Origin of the sequence: Delftia sp. DS1230, assembly GCF_040112715.1 — a bacterium.
GTDB lineage: Bacteria > Pseudomonadota > Gammaproteobacteria > Burkholderiales > Burkholderiaceae_C > Comamonas > Comamonas tsuruhatensis.
This window is the reverse complement of sequence record NZ_CP157763.1, coordinates 2,590,187-2,612,941: the sequence shown is the minus strand read 5'-3', so window position 1 is coordinate 2,612,941 and position 22,755 is coordinate 2,590,187. Positions and strand designations below refer to the sequence as shown.

The 22,755-nt window shown below is 67.2% G+C and carries 19 protein-coding genes; 6 read left to right on the top strand and 13 right to left on the bottom strand.

Annotated features, from left to right (window positions below; all coding sequences use genetic code 11):
- Positions 1–77 precede the first annotated feature (77 nt).
- From AAN986_RS11635 to AAN986_RS11580, 12 genes are all read right to left on the bottom strand, one after another.
- Positions 78–1,259, bottom strand: coding sequence for a dihydrodipicolinate synthase family protein (locus AAN986_RS11635; RefSeq protein WP_047216926.1), 1,182 nt, complete (start codon positions 1,257–1,259; stop codon positions 78–80).
- A gap of 13 nt (positions 1,260–1,272) precedes the next feature.
- A complete protein-coding gene (locus AAN986_RS11630) occupies positions 1,273–2,886 on the bottom strand; it encodes a GMC family oxidoreductase N-terminal domain-containing protein (RefSeq protein WP_047217053.1) in 1,614 nt (537 codons plus the stop codon).
- Between the two features lie 11 nt (positions 2,887–2,897).
- Positions 2,898–3,683, bottom strand: coding sequence for a 3-ketoacyl-ACP reductase (locus AAN986_RS11625; protein WP_047216925.1), 786 nt, complete (start codon positions 3,681–3,683; stop codon positions 2,898–2,900).
- Positions 3,680–5,215: a GMC family oxidoreductase gene (locus AAN986_RS11620; RefSeq protein WP_047216924.1), complete on the bottom strand. Its 1,536-nt coding sequence runs from the start codon at positions 5,213–5,215 to the stop codon at positions 3,680–3,682. Before AAN986_RS11620 ends, AAN986_RS11625 begins: the two co-directional genes overlap by 4 nt.
- Entirely contained in the window at positions 5,212–6,327 is a 1,116-nt protein-coding gene (locus AAN986_RS11615; protein ID WP_047216923.1) for an ABC transporter ATP-binding protein, read from the bottom strand. Before AAN986_RS11615 ends, AAN986_RS11620 begins: the two co-directional genes overlap by 4 nt.
- Before the next feature lie 28 nt (positions 6,328–6,355).
- On the bottom strand, positions 6,356–7,240 hold the full coding sequence (locus AAN986_RS11610) for a carbohydrate ABC transporter permease (protein WP_047216922.1): 885 nt from the start codon (positions 7,238–7,240) through the stop codon (positions 6,356–6,358).
- The gene (locus tag AAN986_RS11605; protein ID WP_047216921.1) at positions 7,233–8,105 is read right to left on the bottom strand and encodes a sugar ABC transporter permease; all 873 of its coding nucleotides are present in this window, start codon (positions 8,103–8,105) and stop codon (positions 7,233–7,235) included. Before AAN986_RS11605 ends, AAN986_RS11610 begins: the two co-directional genes overlap by 8 nt.
- A 14-nt stretch (positions 8,106–8,119) precedes the next feature.
- Complete coding sequence (locus AAN986_RS11600; RefSeq protein WP_047216920.1) at positions 8,120–9,367, bottom strand: ABC transporter substrate-binding protein; 1,248 nt, start codon at positions 9,365–9,367, stop codon at positions 8,120–8,122.
- Complete coding sequence (locus tag AAN986_RS11595) at positions 9,364–10,923, bottom strand: aldehyde dehydrogenase family protein (protein ID WP_047216919.1); 1,560 nt, start codon at positions 10,921–10,923, stop codon at positions 9,364–9,366. The genes AAN986_RS11600 and AAN986_RS11595 overlap by 4 nt, the downstream gene beginning before the upstream one ends.
- Positions 10,924–10,998: 75 nt before the next feature.
- Positions 10,999–11,778 carry an enoyl-CoA hydratase/isomerase family protein gene (locus AAN986_RS11590; protein WP_016446306.1) on the bottom strand — a complete coding sequence of 260 codons (780 nt, stop codon included), beginning with the start codon at positions 11,776–11,778 and terminating at the stop codon, positions 10,999–11,001.
- Positions 11,771–13,366, bottom strand: coding sequence for a CoA-transferase (locus tag AAN986_RS11585; RefSeq protein WP_047216918.1), 1,596 nt, complete (start codon positions 13,364–13,366; stop codon positions 11,771–11,773). The genes AAN986_RS11590 and AAN986_RS11585 overlap by 8 nt, the downstream gene beginning before the upstream one ends.
- Positions 13,363–14,394, bottom strand: a complete 1,032-nt coding sequence (locus AAN986_RS11580) for a Gfo/Idh/MocA family oxidoreductase (protein WP_047216917.1) — start codon at positions 14,392–14,394, stop codon at positions 13,363–13,365. Before AAN986_RS11580 ends, AAN986_RS11585 begins: the two co-directional genes overlap by 4 nt.
- A 110-nt stretch (positions 14,395–14,504) precedes the next feature.
- Between AAN986_RS11580 and AAN986_RS11575 the strand changes: the two genes are divergently transcribed.
- From AAN986_RS11575 to AAN986_RS11565, 3 genes are all read left to right on the top strand, one after another.
- Entirely contained in the window at positions 14,505–15,521 is a 1,017-nt protein-coding gene (locus tag AAN986_RS11575) for a LacI family DNA-binding transcriptional regulator (RefSeq protein WP_017404855.1), read from the top strand.
- A 208-nt stretch (positions 15,522–15,729) separates the two neighbouring features.
- A complete protein-coding gene (locus tag AAN986_RS11570; RefSeq protein WP_016451520.1) occupies positions 15,730–16,713 on the top strand; it encodes a DUF1852 domain-containing protein in 984 nt (327 codons plus the stop codon).
- 103 nt (positions 16,714–16,816) lie between these two features.
- On the top strand, positions 16,817–17,842 hold the full coding sequence (locus AAN986_RS11565; protein ID WP_017404854.1) for a methionine synthase: 1,026 nt from the start codon (positions 16,817–16,819) through the stop codon (positions 17,840–17,842).
- Positions 17,843–18,010: 168 nt separating this feature from the next.
- Here AAN986_RS11565 and AAN986_RS11560 read toward each other — a convergent pair whose 3' ends face one another.
- Entirely contained in the window at positions 18,011–18,448 is a 438-nt protein-coding gene (locus AAN986_RS11560; protein ID WP_016446312.1) for a thioesterase family protein, read from the bottom strand.
- A gap of 217 nt (positions 18,449–18,665) precedes the next feature.
- Here AAN986_RS11560 and AAN986_RS11555 point away from each other — a divergent pair, with 217 nt between their 5' ends.
- The 3 genes from AAN986_RS11555 to AAN986_RS11545 all read left to right on the top strand — a co-directional run bounded on the left by AAN986_RS11555 (position 18,666) and on the right by AAN986_RS11545 (position 22,751).
- Positions 18,666–20,366, top strand: a complete 1,701-nt coding sequence (locus AAN986_RS11555) for an electron transfer flavoprotein-ubiquinone oxidoreductase (protein ID WP_034394846.1) — start codon at positions 18,666–18,668, stop codon at positions 20,364–20,366.
- Between the two features lie 404 nt (positions 20,367–20,770).
- Complete coding sequence (locus AAN986_RS11550; protein WP_016446314.1) at positions 20,771–21,742, top strand: ABC transporter substrate-binding protein; 972 nt, start codon at positions 20,771–20,773, stop codon at positions 21,740–21,742.
- A gap of 124 nt (positions 21,743–21,866) precedes the next feature.
- Positions 21,867–22,751 carry an ABC transporter permease gene (locus tag AAN986_RS11545; protein ID WP_034366175.1) on the top strand — a complete coding sequence of 295 codons (885 nt, stop codon included), beginning with the start codon at positions 21,867–21,869 and terminating at the stop codon, positions 22,749–22,751.
- The last annotated feature ends 4 nt before the right edge of the window (positions 22,752–22,755 follow it).

Here is a 22,755-nt window from a genome sequence, read left to right as displayed (position 1 = left end):
GCCTGGTGTGAGCGTGGAGTGAGTGCGGTGTGAGCTGCCGGCCTGGGGACGACGGGCAAGATCCGGGCAATCCTGCTTCAAGCCTCGACGCCACAGGCCACCGACAGATAGCCTTTCATGCGCGCGCTGGCCCGATCCGGGTCGGCCAGCGCACCGCAGGCATCGGCCAGCTCGAACACCTTGGCAAAGTGCACGGTCCCGCGTGCAGACTGCATTCCGCCGGCCATGGAGAAGTGCTTCTGGTGGCCATTGAGCCAGGCCAGGAACACGATGCCTGCCTTGTAATGCCGCGTGGGCGTGCAAAAAATCTCGCGCGACAGCGCCACCGTGGGATCCAGCAGTTCCCGGAAGCGTCCGCTGCGGCCCTGGGCCAGTTCGGCCAGCGCCACGGCCGCCACCGGGGCGATGGGGTCGAAGATGCCCAGCAGGCCGTGGGAGTGGCCGCCCTCACCGGCTGCCGTCCCATCGCCGGCCATGAGTTCGGCGTAGTGGAAATCGTCACCCGTGTACATCTTCACGCCCGCAGGCAGCCTGCGGCGCAGCGCCCTCTCCCATTGCGCATCGAGCAGCGATACCTTGATGCCTTCGACCTTGGGCGCCTTCGCTGCGATCAGCGCGGCGACGGTATCAAGGGCCTGCGCCAGGTCCGTACTGCCCCAGTAGCCGCGCAGCGCAGGGTCGAACATCTCGCCCAGCCAGTGCAGCACCACGGGCTGGTCGGCAGCGTCCAGCAGCCGGTCATAGAGTTGCAGATAGTCCTGCGGGCCGCGCGCGGCCTGGACCAGGGCGCGGCTGGCCATGAGGACCACGGGGCAGCCTTCGGCCTGCACCACGTCCATCTGCTCGCGGTAGGCCCCCTCGACCTGTGCCAGCGTGACCCCGGGTTGCGCCGCCAGCTGGTCGGTGCCCGCGCCGCAGGCCAGCTGGCCGCCCACTGCCCGCGCATGGCGCGCGCTGCGCTGGATGAGTTCGCGTGCCGATGGCCAGTCCAGGCCCATGCCGCGCTGGGCCGTGTCCATGGCTTCGGCGACCTTGAAGCCCAGGCGGTACAGATGCTCGCGGAAGGCCAGCGTCGCCTCCCAATCGATGGCAGGCGGGCCATCCCAGGGATGCGTGGCGGCCAACGGGTCGATCACCACATGGGCCGCTGCGTAGACGCTGCGGTTGAAGGCAGGGGCCGGGCCCGCGGGAGCGATGGGACTGGCCTTCATGGCCAGTGGCACGAGACGGCCGTCGCTTCGGGGAAGGAGGATCTGCATGGGGTCTCCTGCCTCAAGCCAGTCGGCCGAGGATGTGGTCGGCAGCCTTCTCGGCCACCATGATGGTGGGAGCGTTGGTGTTGCACGAGGGGATGAAGGGCATCACGGACGCATCGGCCACGCGCAGCCCCTCCATTCCGATGAGCTGCAGTTGCGGCGTCACCACGCTGTCCGGGTCGTGCTCGGGGCCCATGCGACAGGTGCCCACGGGATGGTGGTCGGTCTTGGCATGGGCGCAGGCGTAGTCAGACAGTTCGGCATCGCTGTCCCGATGTCCGCCCGGCAATACCTCGCCGTGCACGTAGCGTCGCAGCGCTGGCTGGCACAGCAGCTTGCGCGCAAGGCGCAGGCCCTTGATGGACATGGCCCGGTCATGCGGGTCGGCCCAGTAGTTGGGATCGATCAAGGGCGCCGACGCCGGGTCTGCATCCGCGAGCCGGACCGTGCCACGCGAGCGGGGGCGCAGGTAGGCCGTGTTCAGCGTCACGCCCGCGTTCTCCAGCCCGGTCATTCCGGCTTCTATGCCCGAGCCCAGCCCCAGATGGAACTGGATGTCGGGCGAGCGCGCGAGCGCATCGGGGTCGGCATACCAGAAGCCCCCGGTCTCGAAGAGGCTGGAGGCGGCCGGCCCTTTCTTGAGCAGCAGGTACTGCAGGCCCGCCCAGGCCGCGTGCCAGGGGCGCTGGTATTTGTCGTAGGTGTGGTCGCCCGTGCATTCGGCGATCACGAACAGGTCCAGGTGGTCCTGCAGGTTGGAGCCGACACCAGGGAGGTCATGCACAGGCGCCAGCCCCACGCTGCGCAGATGGTCGGCAGGGCCTATGCCGGAGTGCATCAGCAGCCTGGGCGAGCCTATGGCACCCGAGCAGACGATGACTTCGCGGCTGGCGTGCACGCTGAAAGGCGTGCGGCTGGAGCCCGAGACCGCCTCCACGCCAACCGCGCGCCGGCCCTGCACCAGCACGCGCAGCGCCTGGGTCTGCAGCTGGATGGTCAGATTGGGGCGGCGCATGCGCACCGGATCGATGAAGCCGGTGGCCGCCGACGCACGGCGCGCATTCCACTGCGTGAGCTGGTAGTAGCCTAGGCCCTGCTGCGCGGCGCCGTTGAAGTCGGGGTTGAAGGGCATGCCCATTTCCTGGCCGGCCTGGAAGAAGGCCTCGCAGATGGGCAGCGGGCTGACGGGGCAGGACACGCCCAGCGGGCCGCCGTAGCCGTGGTACTGGTTGGCAAAGCGCTGGTTGTTCTCCGAACGCTTGAAGTACGGCAGCACGTCGCGCCAGGACCAGCCCGTGGCGCCGCCCAGGCGCTCCCAGTCGTCATAGTCTGCCGGCGCGCCGCGCGTGTACAGCTGGGCGTTGATGGTCGAGCCGCCACCGATGACCTTGGCCTGCGTGTAGCGCAGCACGCGCTGGTTCAGATGCCGCTGCGGCACGGTCTGCCATCCCCAGGAGCCCCGGCCCCGGGTCATGCGCGCAAAGCCCGCAGGCCAGTGGTACAGAAGATGCGAGTCCCAGCCCCCGGCCTCCAGCAGCAGCACGCGCACCGAGGGGTCGGCGCTCAGCCGGTTGGCCAGCACGCAGCCGGCCGAGCCCGCGCCCGTGATGATGTAGTCATAGCTGTCCATGGTCATCCTCCTCACAGCCGCGCGATGGAGAGCGCGCCATCCACATGCAGCACCGACCCCGTCGCAAACGCCAGCCTGCCGCTTGCCAGCGCGCTGGCGGCCTGCGCCACGTCCTCGGGCCGGCCCCAGCGGCCCATGGGCACAAGGCCCGCAGCGATCAGGCCGTCGTACCGATCGGCAGCACCCGCCGTCATGGCCGTGCGGACGATGCCGGGGCGCAGCTCGAACACGCCAATGCCGTGCGCCGCCAGACGCAGCGCGAACAGGCGCGTCAGCATGCCCAGGCCGGCCTTGGACAGGCAGTACTCGCCGCGCTCCACCGACGCCATCTCGCCGCTGACCGAGGACACGGTGACGATGGACCGCGCAGCGCCCGAAGGCGCAGCCAGCATGCGCTGCGCCACGGCCTGCGTGAAAAAGAAGCTGCCGCGCAGGTTGGTGGCCATCACCCGGTCGAAGTCCTCGGCGCGGATGTCCAGCAGATCGCCGCGGCGCGGCGATCCCATGCCTGCGTTGTTGACCAGGCAGGACGGCACACCGCCCCAGGCGCAGACCGCATCGAGCACACGAGCGTGGTCGTGCACGTCGGCCAGGTCGCCGCAAACACGCAGCGCACGCGCGCCGCAGGCCTGGATCTGCGCGACGCTGGCGCCGTCACTGGCACCATCGTCCTGCAGCGTGGTGATGGCCACGTCAAAGCCGTCGTGCGCCAGTTGCAGCGCAATGGCGGCGCCTATGCCCTGGCTGCCGCCGGTGACCAGGGCCACGGGGCGCCGTGCCGTCGATTGCGGATTCATGGCAACAGCTCCTGAAGGTGGTGACGCAGGTGACTGCCCACGCGCAGGGCCTGGGCCGCCACGGTCAGCGCGGGGTTGACGGCGGCCGAGGACGGGAAGAATCCCGCATCGACCACATACAGGTTGTCCAGCTCCCAGGCCTTGCACTGCGGGTCCAGCGCCGAGGTGGCCGGATCACTCCCAAGGCGCACCGTTCCGCACTGGTGCGACACCACCTCGGTGCCGAAGCCGCGCGACAGCACCAGCGGGTAGCCGGTGCCGCGCAGTATCTGGGCGCAGCGCGCCACCCAACGCTGGTGGGCGCGCAGGTTGGTGCGGTGCCAGTGCAGGTCGATGGCTCCGTCTGCGCGCAGCGTGACGCGGCTGCTGGGGTGGGGCAGGTCCTCGCTTTGCGCGTACCAGTCCACACTGCGCTCGGCCAGCGCGCTGCGCAGCCACCTCGGGGTGCCCGGCAGGGCGGCACGCAGCATGGGCTCGCGGATCTTTCCCAGCAGTTGCAGGCTGCCCAGCGGCGGGCCGCCCGCGCCGTCGCCGAAATAGAAGTCGTGCAGTGCCAGCGTCTTGGGAAAGCGCGTGCGGTTGCGCCTGAACGGGTGCCATGCCATCAGGGCCGTGGTGTTGTGCGTCATGTAGTGGCGGCCCACCACGTCGCTGCCATTGGCCAGGCCGCGCGGATGCCGCGCATTGGCCGAGCGCAGCAGCAGGGCCGCCGAGTTGATGGCGCCGGCACTGAGCACGAACAGCCCCGCCGTGATGCGGCGCGCCACGCCGCGGTCCACCACCTCCGCCGCGACGACGCGCCGCCCCTCCGCATCGGTGAGCAGGCGCTGAACGCGCACGCCGGTGTGCAGCCGCACATTGCGGTGCGCCAGCGCAGGCCGCAGCAGGCAGGTTTCGGCATCGCCCTTGGCCCCCACCATGCAGGGCACGGCGTCGCAATTGGCGCAGCGCCGGCAGTGTCCGCCCGGTCCCAGGTCGATGGCGCAGGGCATGGGAAACGGCCGCAGGCCCTGGGCACGCAAGCGCTGCTCGATGCGCGAAAGCAGCGGCTCGTGCGGCACCGGGGGATGGGCATAGGCCGTGCTGCGCGGCGGCTCCGTGGGGTCGGCGCCGCCCTGGCCGCGCACGCCGAACAGTTGCTCGGCCAGGGCATACCAGGGTTCAAGATCGGCATAGCGCAGCGGCCAGGCGGGCGAGATGCCCTCCTCATGCTCCACCGCCTCGAAATCGCGCTGCCGAAAGCGCAGCATGGCCGTGCCGTAGAACTTGGTGTGCCCGCCCACGAAATAGAACATGCCGGGCCGAAACGCCCGCCCGCTGGCGTACCAGACCTCGTCGGTCTGGTAGCGTCTTTCGGCGAAGACGGCCTCGATGTCCCAGTTCTGCGCCTCGCGCGGCAGCACCGGGCCGCGCTCCAGCACCCATACGCCCGCACCGCTGTCCGCCAGTTGCAGGGCCACGGCCGAGCCGCCCACGCCCGAGCCGATGATGAGCACATCGCAGTCCAGCCCGTTGTGCGCCATGGCGGTCATGCGATCAGCGCCTGGGTGGCGGCATCGAAGCAGACCAGCCGAGACAGGTCGATCAGCAGGCGTGCCCTGTCCCCGGCGCGCAACGGCGCATCGGGCGGCAGCCGCGCGGTGAACGCATGGCCACCGAGCTTCAGCAGGGCCAGCGTGTCCGATCCGGTGGGCTCCAGCAGTTCGACGCGGGCCTCGGCCAGGCCCTGGCCGGGGGCAGCCGGCACGCCTTCGGGCGCCAGGCCCACGGCCTCGGCACGTATGCCGGCAATGACTTCGCGGCCCGCATGGCCCTGCAGCGCGGTGGCCAGCGGCTGCGGCAGGGGCAGGGACTGGCCGCCGATATCGAGGGAGGGACCGCCCTGCCCCTCACCCGCCCCCTCACCCACGCGCGCAGGCAGCAGGTTCATGCGCGGCGACCCCATGAAGCCCGCCACAAAGGTGTTGGCCGGCCGGTTGTAGACCTGCTGCGGCGTGCCCAGCTGCTGCAGCACCCCGCTCTTCATGACGGCGATGCGCGTGGCCAGGGTCATGGCCTCGATCTGGTCGTGCGTGACATAGATGATGGTGGCGCCCAGGCGCTGATGCAGCTTCTTGATCTCGGCGCGCATGTCCACGCGCAGCTGGGCATCGAGGTTGGACAGCGGCTCGTCGAACAGGTAGAGCTGCGGCTCGCGCGCCAGCGCCCGCCCTATGGCCACGCGCTGGCGCTGGCCGCCCGACAGCTGGCGCGGCTTGCGCCCCAGCAGGTGCTCTATCTGCAGCAGCCTGGACACCTCCTGCACCCGCGCAAGGCGCCGCGACTTGTCCACCTTGCGCATCTCCAGCGGAAAGCCGATGTTGCCCGCCACGGTCATGTTAGGGTACAGCGCATAGGACTGGAACACCATGGAGATGTCGCGCTCGGCCGGCGCCGCGTGGGTGATGTCGCGGCCGCCCAGCGCCAGACGGCCGCCGCTGGGCGGCTCCAGGCCCGCGATGATGTTCATCAGCGTGCTCTTGCCACAGCCCGACGGGCCGACGAGGACCAGGAATTCGCCCTCCTGCACGGCAATGCTGATGTCCTGCAGGATGCTGGCCGCGCCGAAGCGCTTGTGGATGCGGTCGAGATCAAGGAATGCCATGGAATGCCTCACTGCAAGATGCTGGGCATCAGCCTTTGACGGCGCCGGCCATCAGCCCGCGCACGAAGAACCGGCCCGACACCAGGTACACGGCCAGCGTCGGCAAGGCCGCAATGAACGCCCCCGCGAAGTGGACGTTGTATTCCTTGACGCCGGTGCTGCTGTTGACCAGGTTGTTCAGCGCCACGGTCAGCGGGTAGGAGCTGAAATCGCTGAACGAGGCGCCGAACAGGAACTCGTTCCAGATGCTGGTGAACTGCCATATCGCGGCCACCACGACGATGGGCAGGCTGTTGGGCAGCAGCACGCGCCACAGCAGCCCGAAGAACCCCGCGCCATCCATGCGCGCCGAGCGCACCAGCTCGGCCGGGAAGGCCGCGTAGTAGTTGCGAAAGAACAGCGTGGTGAAGCCTATGCCGTACACCGTGTTGACGAAGACCAGGCCCTTGAGGCTGCCCGCCAGGCCCAGCGCCCCCAGCATCTTGGCCATGGGGATCAGCACGATCTGGAATGGAATGAAGACCGACAGCAAGATGGCGCCGAACAGCAGGTCCGCCCCCCGGAAACGGAACTGGGTCAGGATGCAGCCGTTGAGCGCGCCCAGGGCCGTGGACAGCAGCACGGATGGCACGGCCACCAGGAAGGAATTGAGGAAGAACGGCCGCAGCCCCGTGGCCTGCACGCCGATCTGCGCCGTGCTCCAGGCGCTGCGCCAGGGCGCCAGCGTCCACTGGCCGGGCAGCGCCAGCAGGTGGCCGCTGCGGATCTCGTCGAGCGGCTTGAACGAATTGGCCAGCATCACATAGACCGGCAGCAGGAAGACCGCCGCCAGCAGGACCAGCGCCGCATACAGCAGCACGCGCCAGGGCTGAAGCCGCCGTGTCAAGGACCAGGGTGTGCGCAGCTCAGTCATGGCGACCTCCTGCACTGCGCATGGCGCCCCAGAGATAGGGCAGGACGATGGCGCCCACGGCCAGCAGCATCAGCACCGAGCTGGCCGCGCCCACGGCCATCTCGTTGCGGGTGAACGAGTACTGGTACATGAACACCGAGGGCAGCCAGGTCGAGCGGCCGGGCCCGCCATTGGTCAGCGCAATCACCAGGTCATAGGACTTGATGGCCATGTGCGCCAGGATCACGAAGGCCGATACGAAAACCGGCCCCAATTGCGGCAGGACGATGCGCCAGTAGACCTGCCAGGTGCGCGCGCCATCGAGCCGCGCCGCATGGATCTGCTCGGAGTCCACCCCGCGCAGGCCCGCCAGGAACAGGGCCATGGCAAAGCCGCTGGTCTGCCACACGGCGGCGATGACCACGCAGTAGATGGCCATGTCGCCGTCCTTGATCCAGCCGAACGCAAAACCCTGCCAGCCCAGCAGGTGCATGGATTTTTCCAGGCCCACGCCGGGGTCGAGCAGCCATTTCCACGCCGTTCCCGTGACGATGAAGGACAGGGCCATGGGGTACAGGAAGATGGAGCGCAGCACGGCCTCGGCGCGGATCTTCTGGTCGATCAGGATGGCCAGTACCAGGCCCATCGCCATGGCAATGGCGATGTAGAGGCTGGCGAACACCGCGAGGTTGTTCGCCGAGATCTTCCAGTTCTCCAGCCCCAGCAGCCGCGTGTAGGCAGCGGTGCCGGCCCATTCATGGCGCGGCAGCAGGGTCGATGCCGTGAACGACAGATAGACCGTGAACAGAATGCATCCGTACACGCACACCAGCGTGAGCAGCACGCTGGGGCTGAGCAGCAGCCTGGGGAGCCAGCCGGCCTTCATGGCAGGGTGCTCCATCAGTCGGCCAGGGCCGAGGCCAGCTCGGCCACGGCCCTGGCATCGTCGATCTGGCCGTTGAAGTGGCGCGTGACCACGTCATAGATGGCGTTCTTGGCCGATGCGGCCGTCGCATGGCCCAGCGCAATGGAGCCCAGCATGCTGCGCCGGCCATCGGCCTCGGCCACGTCGCGGATGGCCTTTTTGCCGCATTCGTCGAAGGCCGTATCCGCCACGTCCAGGCGCGCAGGCGCCGCACCCTTGACGACATTGAACGCCGACTGAAAAGCCGGCTCCATGATGGCGGCCGCCAGCTTGCGCTGAGCGGCCGCCTTGCCTGCGTCGGACAGCCTGAACATCACGAACTGGTCGGAGCTGAAGGCCACCATGCCCTGGGTGCCCGGGAAGCGGTAGCAGGCAAAGTCCTTGCCGGGCTGCTTGCCGGCGTTGAGGAACTCGCCCTTGGCCCAGTCGCCCATGATCTGGAAGCCCGCCTTGCCGGCGATGACCATGCCCGAGGCCACGTTCCAGTCGCGCCCTGAAAAATCCTTGTCCACCAGGCTGCGGATCTGCGCCATGCGCTGGAATACCTTGCGCGTGGTCGCCGACCGGATGGTGGCCGGATCGCGCTCGATGAAGGCCTTGCGGTAGTAGTCGGCGCCGCCCGTGGACAGGGCCACGCTGTCGAACACGATGGCCTCCTGCCAGGGCTGGCCGCCATGGGCGATGGCGATGAAACCGGCCTGGCGCACCTTGCGCGCCGCCGCGATGAATTCGTCAAAGCTCGCCGGCTGGGCCGTCACGCCCGCCTGGGCCAGCACCTGCCGGTTGGCCCACAGCCAGTTGGTCGAATGGATGTTGACCGGCGCCGCGATCCAGCGGCCCTGGTAGCGCGAGAATTTCTGCACCTCCTGCGGCACGCTCTTGTCCCAGCCCTCGCGCGCGGCCAGGGCATCCAGGTCGGCGACCACGCCCTGGCCGCCCCAGTCCAGGATGTCGAAGCCCAGCATCTGCACCGCCGTGGGCGGGTTGCCCGAGGTCACGCGGGCGCGCACCGCCGTCATGGCCGCCTCGCCGCCGCCACCGGCCACGGGCATGTCGTTCCAGCGCACGCCCTGCTTTTCCAGCCCGCTCTTGAGCAGGTTCAGCGCGGCGGCCTCGCCGCCAGCGGTCCACCAGTGCAGGACCTCGACGCTCTGCCCGGCCATGGCGGCCGGCGGTGTGGCAAGGGCCATGGCCAGCGCCATGGCAGTCAGTGGCCGCTTCATGCCGTGTCTCCTTCGTGGATGGGCAGATACCAGTGGCTGCGCGCCCCCAGGTGCATGTGCAGGGTCTTGGCCTGGGTGTAGTCCTCGGCGGCACGGCGGCCCAGCTCTCGGCCCAGGCCGCTTTGGCGGTAGCCGCCGAAAGGCAGCTCGGCATGGCCTTCGAGGAAGGTATTGACCCATACCGTGCCGGCCTTGATGCGCCGCGCCGCCGCCAGGCAGGTGCTGAAGTCACGGCTCCAGACGGCGGCCGACAGGCCGTAGAGCGTGGCGTTGGCCAGGTCGATGGCATCGTCCAGGTCCTCGAAGACCAGCACCGCGAGCACGGGCCCGAAGACCTCCTGCCTGGCAATGGCCATGTCCGGCGTCACGCCGGCCAGCACCGTGGGCTCCACATACAGGCCCGGGCGCGCCATGCGGCCGCCGCCCAGCACCACGCGGGCGCCGGCCTGGCGCGCGGCCTCGATGTGGGTGAGGATGGCGTCCAGCTGGCGCTGCGTGGTGATGGCGCCCACCTGCACGCCCTGGTCCAGCGGATCGCCCACGCGCACCTGCCGAGCGCGCTCGGCCACGGCGGCCACGAAGCGCTCGGCGATGGCCGCCTGCACCAGCACGCGGCTGCCGCTGTTGCAGCACTGGCCGGCATTGAAGTGCATGCCCAGCACCGTGGCATCGACGGCCGCCTCGAAGTCGCAGTCGGCAAAGACGATCTGGGGATTCTTGCCGCCCAGCTCCAGGGACAGCTTCTTGAGCGTCTGCGCCGAAGCTGCGGCCACCTTCCGGCCTGTTTCCGTGGAGCCCGTGAAGGACAGCATGTCGATGTCCGGGTGCGCGGCCAGGACCTCGCCGACAGCGCCACCGCCGCCTGGCAGGATGTTGACGGCACCGGGCGGCAGGCCGGCGTTCATGAGGATCTCGCCCAGCATCAGCGTGGTGGCCGATGTTTCCTCGGCCGGCTTGACCACGGCCGTGCAGCCGGCGGCCAGCGCAAAGGGCAGCTTCTGGCTGACGATGAGCAGGGGAAAGTTCCAGGGCGTGACGATGCCGACCACGCCCAGCGGCTCGCGCAGCACCACGCCCAGCGTCTGCTCGCCCAGCGTGTCATAGCTGTCGCCATGCAGGTTGCGCGCCAGTGCGGCGGCGTAGTGCCACAGGTCGGCCGCCGCGCCCACCTCGTCCAGCGACTGGGCCAGCGGCTTGCCGGTCTCCAGCGTCTCCATACGCGCCAATTCCTGCCTGCGGTCCAGCAGGCATTCGGCCACGGCACGCAGCACGCTGGCGCGCTGCGCACCCTTCATGCGGGGCCAGGGCCCGTGGTCCGCAGCGCGGCGTGCTGCGGCAATGGCACGCGCGGCATCGGCCCGCCCGGCCCGCGCATGGATGCTGGCCACGGTGCCGTGGGCCGGGGAGCGGCGTTCCAGCGTCGCGCCGTCGGCCGCATCGGCCCAGGCGCCATCGATGAGCAGCCGGCCATGGAACGGGGGCCTATGGACGAGGCCGGCCATGGCCCCTGCATTCACTGCAGGTGCATGGGCTGGAGGCGGTTTCGCGGCAGTCATGGTGGCGGTCTCCTTGGGTGGTACAGGGGGCAAGGGCGGGACGGCGAATCGGCAGGTCGGCAGGTCGGCGCAGATTCAGCGGCCCAGGTAGCGCGGCACGCGCTTTTCCTTGAAGCTGAGCAGGCCTTCGGCTGCATCGGCCGTGCTCGCGGCCAGGGCTGCGGCCATGGCTTCCAGTGCGGCGGGTGCGTCTTCGCCGGCGGCGGCATTGATCAGTTGCTTGGTCAGCTGCAGTGCCACGGGCGCCTGGCCTGCCATGTCGTGGGCCAACGCAGCAGCGCGCAGGCCCAGTTCGCTGGCCGGCACCCGTTCATGCACCAGCCCGCAGGCCAGCGCCTGATCGGCGGACAGCCGCACGCCGCCCAGGGCCAGGTACTTCGCGTGGCCGGGGCCGATCAGCCGCACCAGCCGCTGCGAGCCGGACCAGCCGGGACAGGTGGCGATCGATGCCTCTGGCAGCGCGAACTGCGCCGTATCGACGGCGATGCGCACATCGCTGGTGATGGCCAGCTCCAGCCCGCCGCCGAACGCATGGCCGTTGAGCGCCGCAATCACGGGCTGGCGCAGCCGCGCCCACCGGTCGAACACCTGGTGGCCACGGCGCACCCACTGCCGCCACATGTCCAGCGGCTGCAGCGCGGCCCAGGCATGGATGTCGGCGCCCGCGCAAAAGGCCCTGTCGCCACGGCCGGTCAGCACCACGGCACGGATGGCGCCATCGGCCTCGATCTCGCGCGCAATGTGCTCCAGTGCGTCAAGCATGCAGGGGGTCAGCGCGTTCAGCCGTGCGGGCCGGTCTATCGTGACCTGGGCCACGGGGCCCTGGCGCACCAGTTGAACCAGGGTCTCAGCCACGGCGGACCTCCCGGGCCTGCAGGGCCAGGCCAAAGGGCGCATCGTGGAACAGGCGCTCATCCATACGCCGCAGGTCGGGCGCCACCTGCAGCGCCATGCCGGCCTGCTCCAGCACATCGCGCTGCAGGTCCACGCCGGGCGCGATCTCGCGCACGACCAGGCCCTGGTCTTCGAGGTCGATGACGCAGCGCTCGGTCACATAGCGCACCCGCTGCCCGCGCTGGCGCCCGACCAGGCCGCTGAAGCTGATGTGCTCGGCCGTGCCGACGAACTTGCGCGTGCCGCCCTCCTCGAGGATGTCCAGCCGCCCGTCTCCCACGCGCAGCCTGGCGCCGGCCGTGAAAAGTCCGCAGAAGACGATGCGCCGCGCATGGGCCGTGATATCCACAAAGCCGCCGCAGCCGGCCGTCAGATAGGGCCTGGCGCCCAGCCGCGAGACATTGACGCTGCCATCGCCATCCACCTGCAGGAAGGACAGCAGCGTCACATCGAAGCCCCCGCCCTGGAAATAGGTGAACTGCTGGGGCGAGGCCACGATGGCATCGGCATTGGCCGCGCAGCCAAAGGCAAAGCCCAGCAGCGGCATGCCGCCGACGGCGCCCTGCTCTATCACCCAGGTCACCTCGCCATGCAGGCCCTCCTCGAGCAGGATGCGCGGCACATTGGCCGCAATGCCAAAGCCCAGGTTGGCGGCATGCCCGTGCGCCAGTTCCATGGCGGCGCGGCGCGCAATCACCTTCTCGGGCCCCCAGGCCTGGGGCTCGAAGCCGGACAGCGGTTGCGCAACCTCTCCGCTGATGGCCGGGTCATACACCGTCTGCGTGGTCTGCCACTGATCGGCATCGACCACCACATGGTCCACCAGATGGCAGGGGACGTGGACATCGTGCGGCCTCAGGTGGCCGGCCCTGACGATGCGCTTGACCTGGGCGATGACGATGCCGCCGTTGTTGCGTGCGGCCATCGCCTGCTCCAGCGCACCCAGCAGCGCGCCTTCGTGCTCATAGCCCAGGTTGCCGCGCTCATCGGCCGTGGTGGCGCGCAGGACGGTCACGTCGGGCGCCATAGCGGGAAAGAACAGCCAGTCGCGCCCGTCGAAATGCTGCAGGCGCACTACCGGATGGCGGCTGGCCGGCTCGTTCATCGCGCAGCCCTGCTGTGCGGGATCGACAAAGGTGCCCATGCCCGCCTGGGTCAGCACGCCCGGGCGCCGCGCAGCCGCCTCGCGGTGCATGTCGAACAGGATGCCGCTGGGGATGTTGTAGGCCTGGATCTGGTTGTCCACCACCATGCGCCAGATCGCAGGCATGGGCAGCGAGGACGGGCCGCTGGGATACGAGCCGGCCAGGACACGCGACAGCAGCCCAGGCCGGGCCAGATGGTCCATTCCCTTGATGCCGTACATATCGCCGGCCGCAATCGGGTGCAGCGTGGTCAGGTTGCGCGGAGCACCCTCGCGTTCGAAGCGCTCGCCAATGGCGGCCAGCACCTTGTCGGGGCAGCCCAGCCCGCTGGACGAGCTCACGCTGACGATGTCGCCGTCGCGCAGCAAGGCTGCAGCCTGTGCGGCGGTGATGTGCTTGTTCATGCGGCTGCTCCCCGTTCCCGTGCAAGGGGATTGGCTATGGGTACGGCCCGGCCCGTGCGGCAGGCCTGGGCCATGGCCACCGCCGCCGCCAGCGAGCGCACGCCGTCCTCGCCGGTGGCGGCAGGCAGGCCTTCGCCACGCAGCGCGGCGCAGAACGCGGCCACCCCATGCGCGTAGAGACCGTGGTGCTCCACGGCAATGGACTGCTCGCCGGCCCCATTGCGCAGCAGCACCTCGCCGCCCGGCCGCTGCGTCATCACATCGCGCCCGATGAGCGAGCCCGAGGTGCCATGGATCTCGATGCCGGTTCCCGCATGCGCCACGGTGAATGCCGCATGCAGTTGCGCCAACACGCCGTTGTCCAGCCGCAGCACGGCCATCACGCCGTCCGCCACGCCGTTGCGAGACAGCGGTCCTTGCTGCTCCAGCGCCACCGCCTCCACCGGCTCAGCCCCCAGGATGAAGCGCAGTGCATCCACGTCATGCACGCCGATGTCGAGGATCACGCCACCGGCCTCGGGCCGCTCCAGCCGCCAGCCCTGCACAGAGGGCGGCAGTTCGATGGCGTGGAAGACGCGCGCAAACAGCGGCTGGCCCACGGCGCCATCGCGCACCAGCTCGCGCATCCTGCGGTGCGTTGCCGCGTTGCGCAGGTGGTGGTTGGTGCCCAGCACCACGCCTGCGGCCCGGCATGCCCTCACCATGTCCAGCGCATGCTCCACGGTCAGCGCCAATGGCTTCTCGCACAGAACATGCTTGCCGGCCGCTGCCGCAGCAAGGACCTGGGCGTGGCGCAGTTCGTTGTCGGAGCTGACGTAGACCACCTGGACTGACGGGTCGGCCAGCAGGGCGGGCACCGAGTCGTAGGCGCGGGCAATGCCCTGCCCGGCAGCAAACTGCGCCGCGCGCTTTGCACTGCGGCTGGCGACCGCCGCCACCGTGTGCCCGCGCTGCGCGCGGATGGCACCGATCATGTGATCGGCAGCAATGGTGCTGGCCCCTATCAATCCCCAACCGACCTCGCTCATGGTCTCCCTCCTTGTATTGATAATTTCTATTGGAACGTTCTAATTGATTATTGGAACGTTCCAAAAGAAGATCAAGCACAATCGCGCCGACCCAGGGAAAACACCGAACCATGATGAACAAGCCCCCTTCCGTGCGCGCCGTGACCATCCTTGACGTGGCGGCTGCGGCCCAGGTCTCCAAATCAACGGTGTCGCTGGTGCTCAAGGGCAGCCCCCTGATTCCGGCCGAGACATCGGAGCGCGTGCGTGCAGCGGCAGCGCAGCTCGGCTACGTCTACAACCGCCGCGCCGGAGAGCTGCGGCGCCAGTCGTCCAACATGGTCGGAGTCGTGATCAACGACCTGATGAACCCCTTCTTTGCCGAGGTGCTGGCGGGGCTGGAGCGCAGGCTGGCCGATGCCGGCTTCATCACGCTCATGGCCCACACCAGCGAAAGCCTGGAGCGCCAGCAAAAAGTGCTGACCACCATGCGCGAGCACAACGCGGCAGGCATTGCGCTGTGCCCGGCGCTGGACACGCCGGCCTCGCTGGCGCAGGACCTGCAGTCATGGGGCATTCCCCTGGTGGTCATGATCCGCACGCTGGGCGAGGGAAGCTACGACTTCGCAGGCGCCGACAACGCCCATGGCGTGGCGGCGGCCACGCGCCACCTGCTGGCGGCCGGGCATCGCCGCATCGGTTTTCTGGGAGGGCTGGACGGCCTGATGCTGGAGCAGCGCCTGAGCGGCTGCAGGGCCGCCTTTGCCGATGCGGGCCTGGCTTTCGATGAAGATCTGGTTTTCTCCGCCAGCCCCACGCGCACGGGAGGGCATGACGCCATGCGCAGCCTGCTGGCCGCGCAGCCAGCCATCAAGGCGGCCATCTGCTACAACGATCTGGTGGCCTTTGGCGCACTGTCTGCCCTGGACGAAAACGGACTGCGCGCAGGCAAAGACTTCGCGCTCATGGGCTTCGACAACGTGTTCGATGCCGCGCATTCCCATCCCCCCCTGAGCACGGTGGACGTGCGCCCCGCCGAGCTTGGCGAACAGGCTGCCACCTTGCTGCTGGCACGCATGGCCCATCCGGGCCAGCCCCGCCAGCAGTTGTTGGCCAGGCCCAAGCTGGTGCTGCGCCAGTCAGCCTGAAGACCGCGGCGCGGTCGGAACTGGCCCGGATACCGACTGGCTCCACCGCGCTGAGCGGGATGCACTCTGGCCTGCCGGCTTTTGATGAACCAGGCTCATGGTTTCATGAGATAAGACCACTTTACTTCATCGATTGCCGTCCATAACATCCGCACCTATTGCTTGCCCGCAGTTTTCGGCAAGGGCATGAATCAGGTCGCAGATCACAATGAACCAAGAACTCAGCTTCCATCTCAAGCGCATTCGTTTCGATGAAGACTATCAACCATCGGACAGCACGCGAATTACCACCAACTTTGCCAATCTGGCCCGTGGCGATTGCCGGCAGCAGAACCTGCGCAACACGCTGAGGATGATTGACAACCGCTTCAACGACCTGGCCCACTGGGACAATCCCACGGGAGATCGCTACTCGGTGGAGCTCGAGATCATCTCGGTCGAAATGGGAATTGGCGCCAGAAACGGCCTTGGTGCGTTTCCGTTGATCGAGATATTGAAGACCAGCATCCTCGACAAGAAGAACCACAAGCGCATAGACGGCATCGCAGGGAACAATTTCTCATCCTACGTGCGCGACTACGATTTCAGCGTTGTGCTTGCGGAGTACAACGCCAACCGATCCGAATTCGGCACCCCCGATGATTTTGGCGACTTGCATGGAAAGCTGTTCAGGCAATTTTCCAGTTCAGGCACCTACAGGCAGCACTTCGACAAGCCGCCCGTCATCTGTATCAGCGTGTCCACCAGCAAGACCTACCAGCGCACCGGAAACCGGCACCCCATACTGGGCATCGAGTATCGGCAGAGCGAGTTCTCCTCGACCGACCGGTATTTCGAGAAGATGGGAATGCAGGTTCGCTTCTTCATGCCTCCAAATGGCGTTGCGCCACTGGCCTTCTACTTTCACGGCGACCTGCTGAACGACTATACGAATATCGAGCTGATCGGCACGATCAGCACCATGGAGACCTTCCAGAAGATTTATCGCCCCGAAATCTACAACGCGAATTCTGCAGCCGGGATGCTCTATCAACCCAGCCTGAAGAATCACGATTACTCGTCGACGCAGATTGTCTATGACCGGGAAGAGCGCAGCCAGTTGGCTGTCAAGCAGGGCAAGTTTGCAGAGCAGCACTTCATCAAGCCGTACAAGAATGTGCTTGAGCAATGGGCTGCCGATTTCGCCCTGTAGCATCCGCCGCCATGCCTGCCATGGCACCCAATCCGTGGCGGGCCGGGAAAACCGTCCCGGAGCACGCCCGCCATACCCCTGTTTGATTTGAAGGAATTCCCAGATGTTCGAAACCTCGATCGCCGGCAGCCTGCCCAAGCCCGCCTGGCTGGCTGAAACCAACAAGCTCTGGCCCCAGTGGAAGGCCGAAGGCGATGCGCTTCGCCAGGCCAAGGCCGATGCAACCCTGCTGTGGATCAAGGCCCAGGAAGACGCAGGCCTGGACATCGTGTGCGACGGCGAGCAGTCACGCCAGCACTTCGTGCACGGCTTCCTGGAACAGGTCGAGGGCATCGACTTCGAAAACAAGGTGAAGATGGGCATCCGCGACAACCGCTACGACGCGATGGTGCCGCAGGTGGTGTCGGCCCTGCGCCTGAAGGGCCGCGTGCATGCCTTCGAGGCCCAACTGGCACGCGCGCACACCAGGAAGAAGCTGAAGTTCACGCTGCCCGGCCCCATGACCATCGTCGACACCGTGGCGGACCGCTTCTATGGCGACAGGGTGAAGATGGCCTTCGCCTTCGCCGAGCTGCTCAACCAGGAGGCCCTGGCGCTGCAGGCCGACGGCGTGGACATCATCCAGTTCGACGAGCCCGCCTTCAACGTCTACATGAAGGACGCCGCCGACTGGGGCGTGCAGGCGCTGGAACGTGCGGCGCAGGGCCTGACCTGCACGACGGCCGTGCATATCTGCTACGGCTACGGGATCAAGGCCAATACGGACTGGAAAAGCACCCTGGGCGATGAATGGCGCCAGTACGAGACGGTGTTCCCCGCGCTGGCCAAGAGCCGCATCGACCAGGTGAGCCTGGAGTGCATCCACTCCCATGTGCCGCCCGACCTGATGAGGCTGCTGGCCGGCAAGGACGTGATGGTCGGCGTGATCGACGTGGCCAGCGACGTGGTCGAGACCCCCGAAGAGGTGGCCGACACCATCGGCCGGGCGCTGGAGTTCGTGCCGAAGGAGCGGCTGTTCCCCTGCACGAACTGCGGCCTCGCACCCATGGGCCGCGACGTGGCGTGGCGCAAGCTGCAAGCGCTGGCAGAAGGCACGCGGCTGGCAAAGGAGCGGTTGGCCGCTGCGTAAGTCGCGCCCGGCCGCCACGCCGGGCTACCCAGGGCTGCGATGGATCTGCAATGCGGCAGAACAAAAACCCCAGCGCACCCTGCATCAAAGGGCTTGTTCGTCCGGACCGGGCCAGCCCCGCCAGCCATTGCTGGCTACACGTCGGCTGGTACAGCGGGCGAGCCTGAGTCAACCTGGGCCAGCCGTGCCGCCCACCATCTCCCGCACCCAGCCCGGCAGCTCGACGGCCTTCTGCCTGGGAAAGTCCACCCAGATGACGGTGCCGCCACCGGCCGCGCAGATCACGCCGGGTTCGGAGACGCGTTCCATGGTTCCCCAGGTCTCGAAGGTGGTGCGGCCGGGGTCGCTGACGTACATCTTGAGCAGCACTTCGTCGGGATAGGCCAGCTGCTGGTGGAAGTTGCAGAACGCATTGACGATGACCGGCCCCTGCCCGCCCGGCGTAGGCGCCATGCCCGCTTCAACCATCCAGTCGATGCGTGCAGTCTCCAGATAGCGGAAGTACATGGCGTTGTTGACATGGCCCATGGCGTCCATGTCGCCCCAGCGCACTTTGAATCGCATCTCGTGAACCCATTTTTTATATTCTGGAATCTCTATGCGCATGCCTGCAGTCTCCTTGTTGTAGCGCCACCGCAAGGCACCATGCCCCGCAGCCCCCGGTCACTGTGCAGCAGGGCGGATTCCCGCGCTGTCACCTATCAGCAACGGCAGGGTCCAAGCACGTCATAGAATCCACCGCATTGCGGCTTTTGCGCTGCAACCGAACAAACGTTCGGTCTGCCGACCATCCTGTTTTTCAATATCCAAGCGAGACACCCCGATGACGAACGAAGAAATCCTGGCCCAGTACGGGCCGCGCGAAGCCATGGAATACGACGTGGTGGTGGTCGGCGGCGGCCCCGGCGGGCTGGCCACGGCCATCCGCCTCAAGCAGCTGGCGGCCGAAAAAGGCCAGGATGTCTCCGTCGTCGTGCTGGAAAAGGGGTCGGAACCCGGAGCCCACATCCTGTCGGGCGCCATCATGGACCCGCGTGCGCTGACCGAGCTGATCCCTGACTGGAAGGAAAAGGGCGCGCCCCTGACCCAGCCCGTCACAGATGACGCCATGGTCTTCCTGGGCGAGAAATCCGCCCTGCGCACGCCCAACTTCCTGCTGCCGGCCTGTTTCCAGAACCATGGCAACTACATCGTTCGCCTGGGCTACGTGGTCAAGTGGCTGGGCGAGCAGGCCGAGGCACTGGGCGTTGAAATCTTCCCGGGCTTTGCTGCCGCCGAGGTGCTCTACAACGAGGACGGTTCGGTCAAGGGCGTGGCCACCGGCAACATGGGCATCGGCAAGGACGGCGAGCCCACGGGCGAGTTCCAGCTGGGCATGGAGCTGCACGCCAAGTACACGATCTTTGCCGAAGGCTCACGCGGCCATCTGGGCAAGCAGATCATCGCCAAGTACCAGCTGGACGCCGGCAAGGACCCGCAAAGCTACGGCCTGGGCATCAAGGAGCTGTGGGAAATCGACCCGGCACGCCACAAGCCCGGCTTCGTGATGCACACGGCCGGCTGGCCCATGGACAGCAAGACCTACGGCGGCGCCTTCCTCTACCACCTGGACGACAACAAGGTCACGCTGGGCTTCATCACGGGCCTGGACTATGCCAACCCCTACCTGAGCCCCTTCGAGGAATTCCAGCGCTGGAAGACCCATCCCAACATCCGCTACTACCTGGAAGGCGACGAGTCCAAGGGCATCAAGCCGGCCAAGCGCCTGGGCTACGGCGCGCGCGCTATCACGGCCGGCGGCCTGCTGTCCCTGCCCAAGTTCGTGTTCCCGGGCGGCGCGCTCGTGGGCTGCGACGCAGGTTTCCTGAACGTCAGCCGCATCAAGGGCAGCCATGCCGCCATCAAGACCGGCATGCTGGCCGCCGAGGCCGCCTATGACGCCATCGTCGCGGGCCGCCAGGGCGACGAGCTGGGCGCCTATGTAGAGGCCTTCGAGAACAGCTGGCTGTACGAAGAGCTGAACAAGTCGCGCAACTTCAAGGCCTGGTTCAAGAAGGGCCTGACCACGGCCACGCTGATGAACGGCATCGAGCAGTTCGTGCTCAAGGGCAACATCCCCTGGACGCTGCACCGCGACAAGCCCGACCACGCCTACCTGAAGCCTGCGGCCGAGTGCAAGCCCATCGACTACCCCAAGCCCGATGGCAAGCTGACCTTCGACCGCCTGTCCAGCGTCTTCATCAGCAACACCAACCACGCCGAAGACCAGCCCGCCCACCTGACGCTCAAGGACGCCTCGGTGCCCGTGGCCATCAACCTGGCCAAGTACGCAGGCCCCGAGCAGCGCTACTGCCCGGCCGGCGTCTATGAGTTCGTGGACGATACGGCCCAGGGCGGCAAGCGCCTGCAGATCAACGCCCAGAACTGCGTGCACTGCAAGACCTGCGACATCAAGGACCCCACGCAGAACATCGTCTGGGTCACGCCCGAAGGCGGCGGAGGGCCGAACTACGCGGGCATGTGATCCGCGCGCCACACCGGCCCTTCTCTGAAGCCTGCCCAAGCCTGCTTGTGCAGGCTTTTTCTTTGAGCCTCGTCAAAGCAACATCGGTGCAGAAAGCATAGAAGGCCATCCGAAATGCCATCGCACGCAATAAAAATGCACGGCAAAACCAAAAACAGGCCCTTGAAGACGCAAACCTGCATCGCCAAACCTGTCCAAGACGCATGAAAAAGTTGCACCTAGGGCATTCCCCGCAGATTTCATGCCAATTTTTAGATACAAACCTATAGGTGAAAACCGGGTCGTCCAAACGCCAAGGCGTACAGGGCGGCTGCAGTAGACTTTGCCGCGAAGCGCCGCGACCGTCCTGTGCGGCCTTCTGCTGAGCAAACAGGAACAACCACAAGCACGTTGGAGATACACGTATGAAGCACTTGTCTTGGGCGCCCCTGGGCGCGCTGGCCCTGGCAATTTCCGCCATTGCGGGCGGCGCCCACGCCGCTGACGAGAAGTCGGTCGCAGTGACCGCCATCGTCGAGCATCCTGCACTCGACGCCGTGCGCGACGGCGTGCAGGCCGCGCTCAAGGAAGCAGGCTACGAAGCCGGCAAGAACCTCAAGTGGCAGTACCAGAGTGCCCAGGGCAACACCGGCACGGCCGCGCAGATCGCTCGCAAGTTCGTCGGCGACAAGCCTGATGCCATCGTCGCCATCGCCACGCCCTCGGCCCAGGCCGTGGTCGCCGCCACCAAGACCGTGCCCGTGGTGTTCTCCGCCGTGACCGACCCCGTGGCCGCCAAGCTGGTGCCCAGCTGGGAGCCTTCCAAGAACAACGTGACCGGCGTGTCCGACCTGCTGGCCCTGGACAAGCAGATGGAGCTGGTCAAGCAGGTCGTGCCCAACGCCAAGCGCGTGGGCATGGTCTACAACCCCGGCGAGGCCAACTCCGCCGTGGTCGTCAAGGAACTCAAGACCCTGCTGCCCAAGCTGGGCATGACCCTGGTGGAAGCCGCCGCTCCCCGCTCCGTGGACGTCAGCAGCGCTGCGCGCAGCCTGGTCGGCAAGGTCGATGTGATCTATACCAACACCGACAACAACGTGGTCTCGGCCTACGAGTCGCTGGTCAAGGTCGGCCAGGACGCCAAGATCCCGCTGGTGGCCTCGGACACCGACTCCGTCAAGCGCGGCGCCGTGGCGGCCCTGGGCATCAACTACCGCGATCTGGGCGAGCAGACCGGCCGCATGGTGGTGCGCATCCTCAAGGGCGAGAAGCCCGGCGACCTCAAGACCGAAGTCAGCACCAAGATGGAGCTGTTCGTGAATCCGGGCGCCGCCGAGAAGCAAGGCGTCAAGCTGTCCGACGCACTGGTCAAGTCGGCCGCCCAGGTGATCAAGTAATACCCGGGGTTTGCCTGCCCGGGACCAACCCGGGCAGTGCGCCCACGGTGGCAGGCGCCATGGCAACATGGCCCTGCCCTTTTTTTAAGTCGTTTTCCGTTCCCACGCGCCTGTCGCTCTTCTTATGTCCCTCTTTTCATTGCTCGGTGCCGTCGAGATCGGCCTGATCTTCAGCCTGGTGGCGCTGGGCGTCTTCATCTCGTTCAGACTGCTGCGCTTTCCCGACCTCACGGTGGACGGCAGCTTTCCGCTGGGCGGCGCCGTCTGCGCCATCCTGATTTCCACGGGCACCAATCCCTGGCTGGCCACGCTGGCCGGCACGGCCGCTGGCGCCGTCGCGGGCCTGATCACGGGCTGGCTCAATGTGCGCCTGAAGATCATGGACCTGCTGGCCTCCATCCTGATGATGATCGGCCTGTATTCGGTCAACCTGCGCATCATGGGCGGCCCCAACGTGCCGCTGATCAACGAGACCACGCTGTTCACCCTGCTGCAGCCCGACAGCGTGGCCGACTATGTGATGCGCCCGGTGATCCTGTTCGTCATCGTCGTGCTGGCCAAGCTGGGCCTGGACTGGTTCTTCGCCACCGAACGGGGCCTGGCCATCCGCGCCACGGGCTCCAACGCCCGCATGGCACGCTCGCAGGGCGTGAACACCGGCGCCATGATCCTGCTGGGCATGGCGATCTCCAACGGCCTGGTCGGCCTGGCCGGCGCGCTGTTCGTGCAGACCCAGGGCGGCTCGGACATTTCCATGGGCATCGGCACCATCGTCATCGGCCTGGCTGCCGTGATCGTGGGCGAGTCCATCCTGCCTTCGCGCCGCATCGTCTGGGCCACGCTGGCCGTGGTGGTGGGCGCCATCGTGTACCGCTTCTTCATTGCAGCGGCCCTCAACAGCGATTTCATCGGCCTCAAGGCCCAGGATCTGAACCTCGTCACCGCCCTTCTGGTGACCGTCGCCCTGGTGATCCCCCAACTGAAGCGCAAGTTTGCGCAAAGGAAATGACACC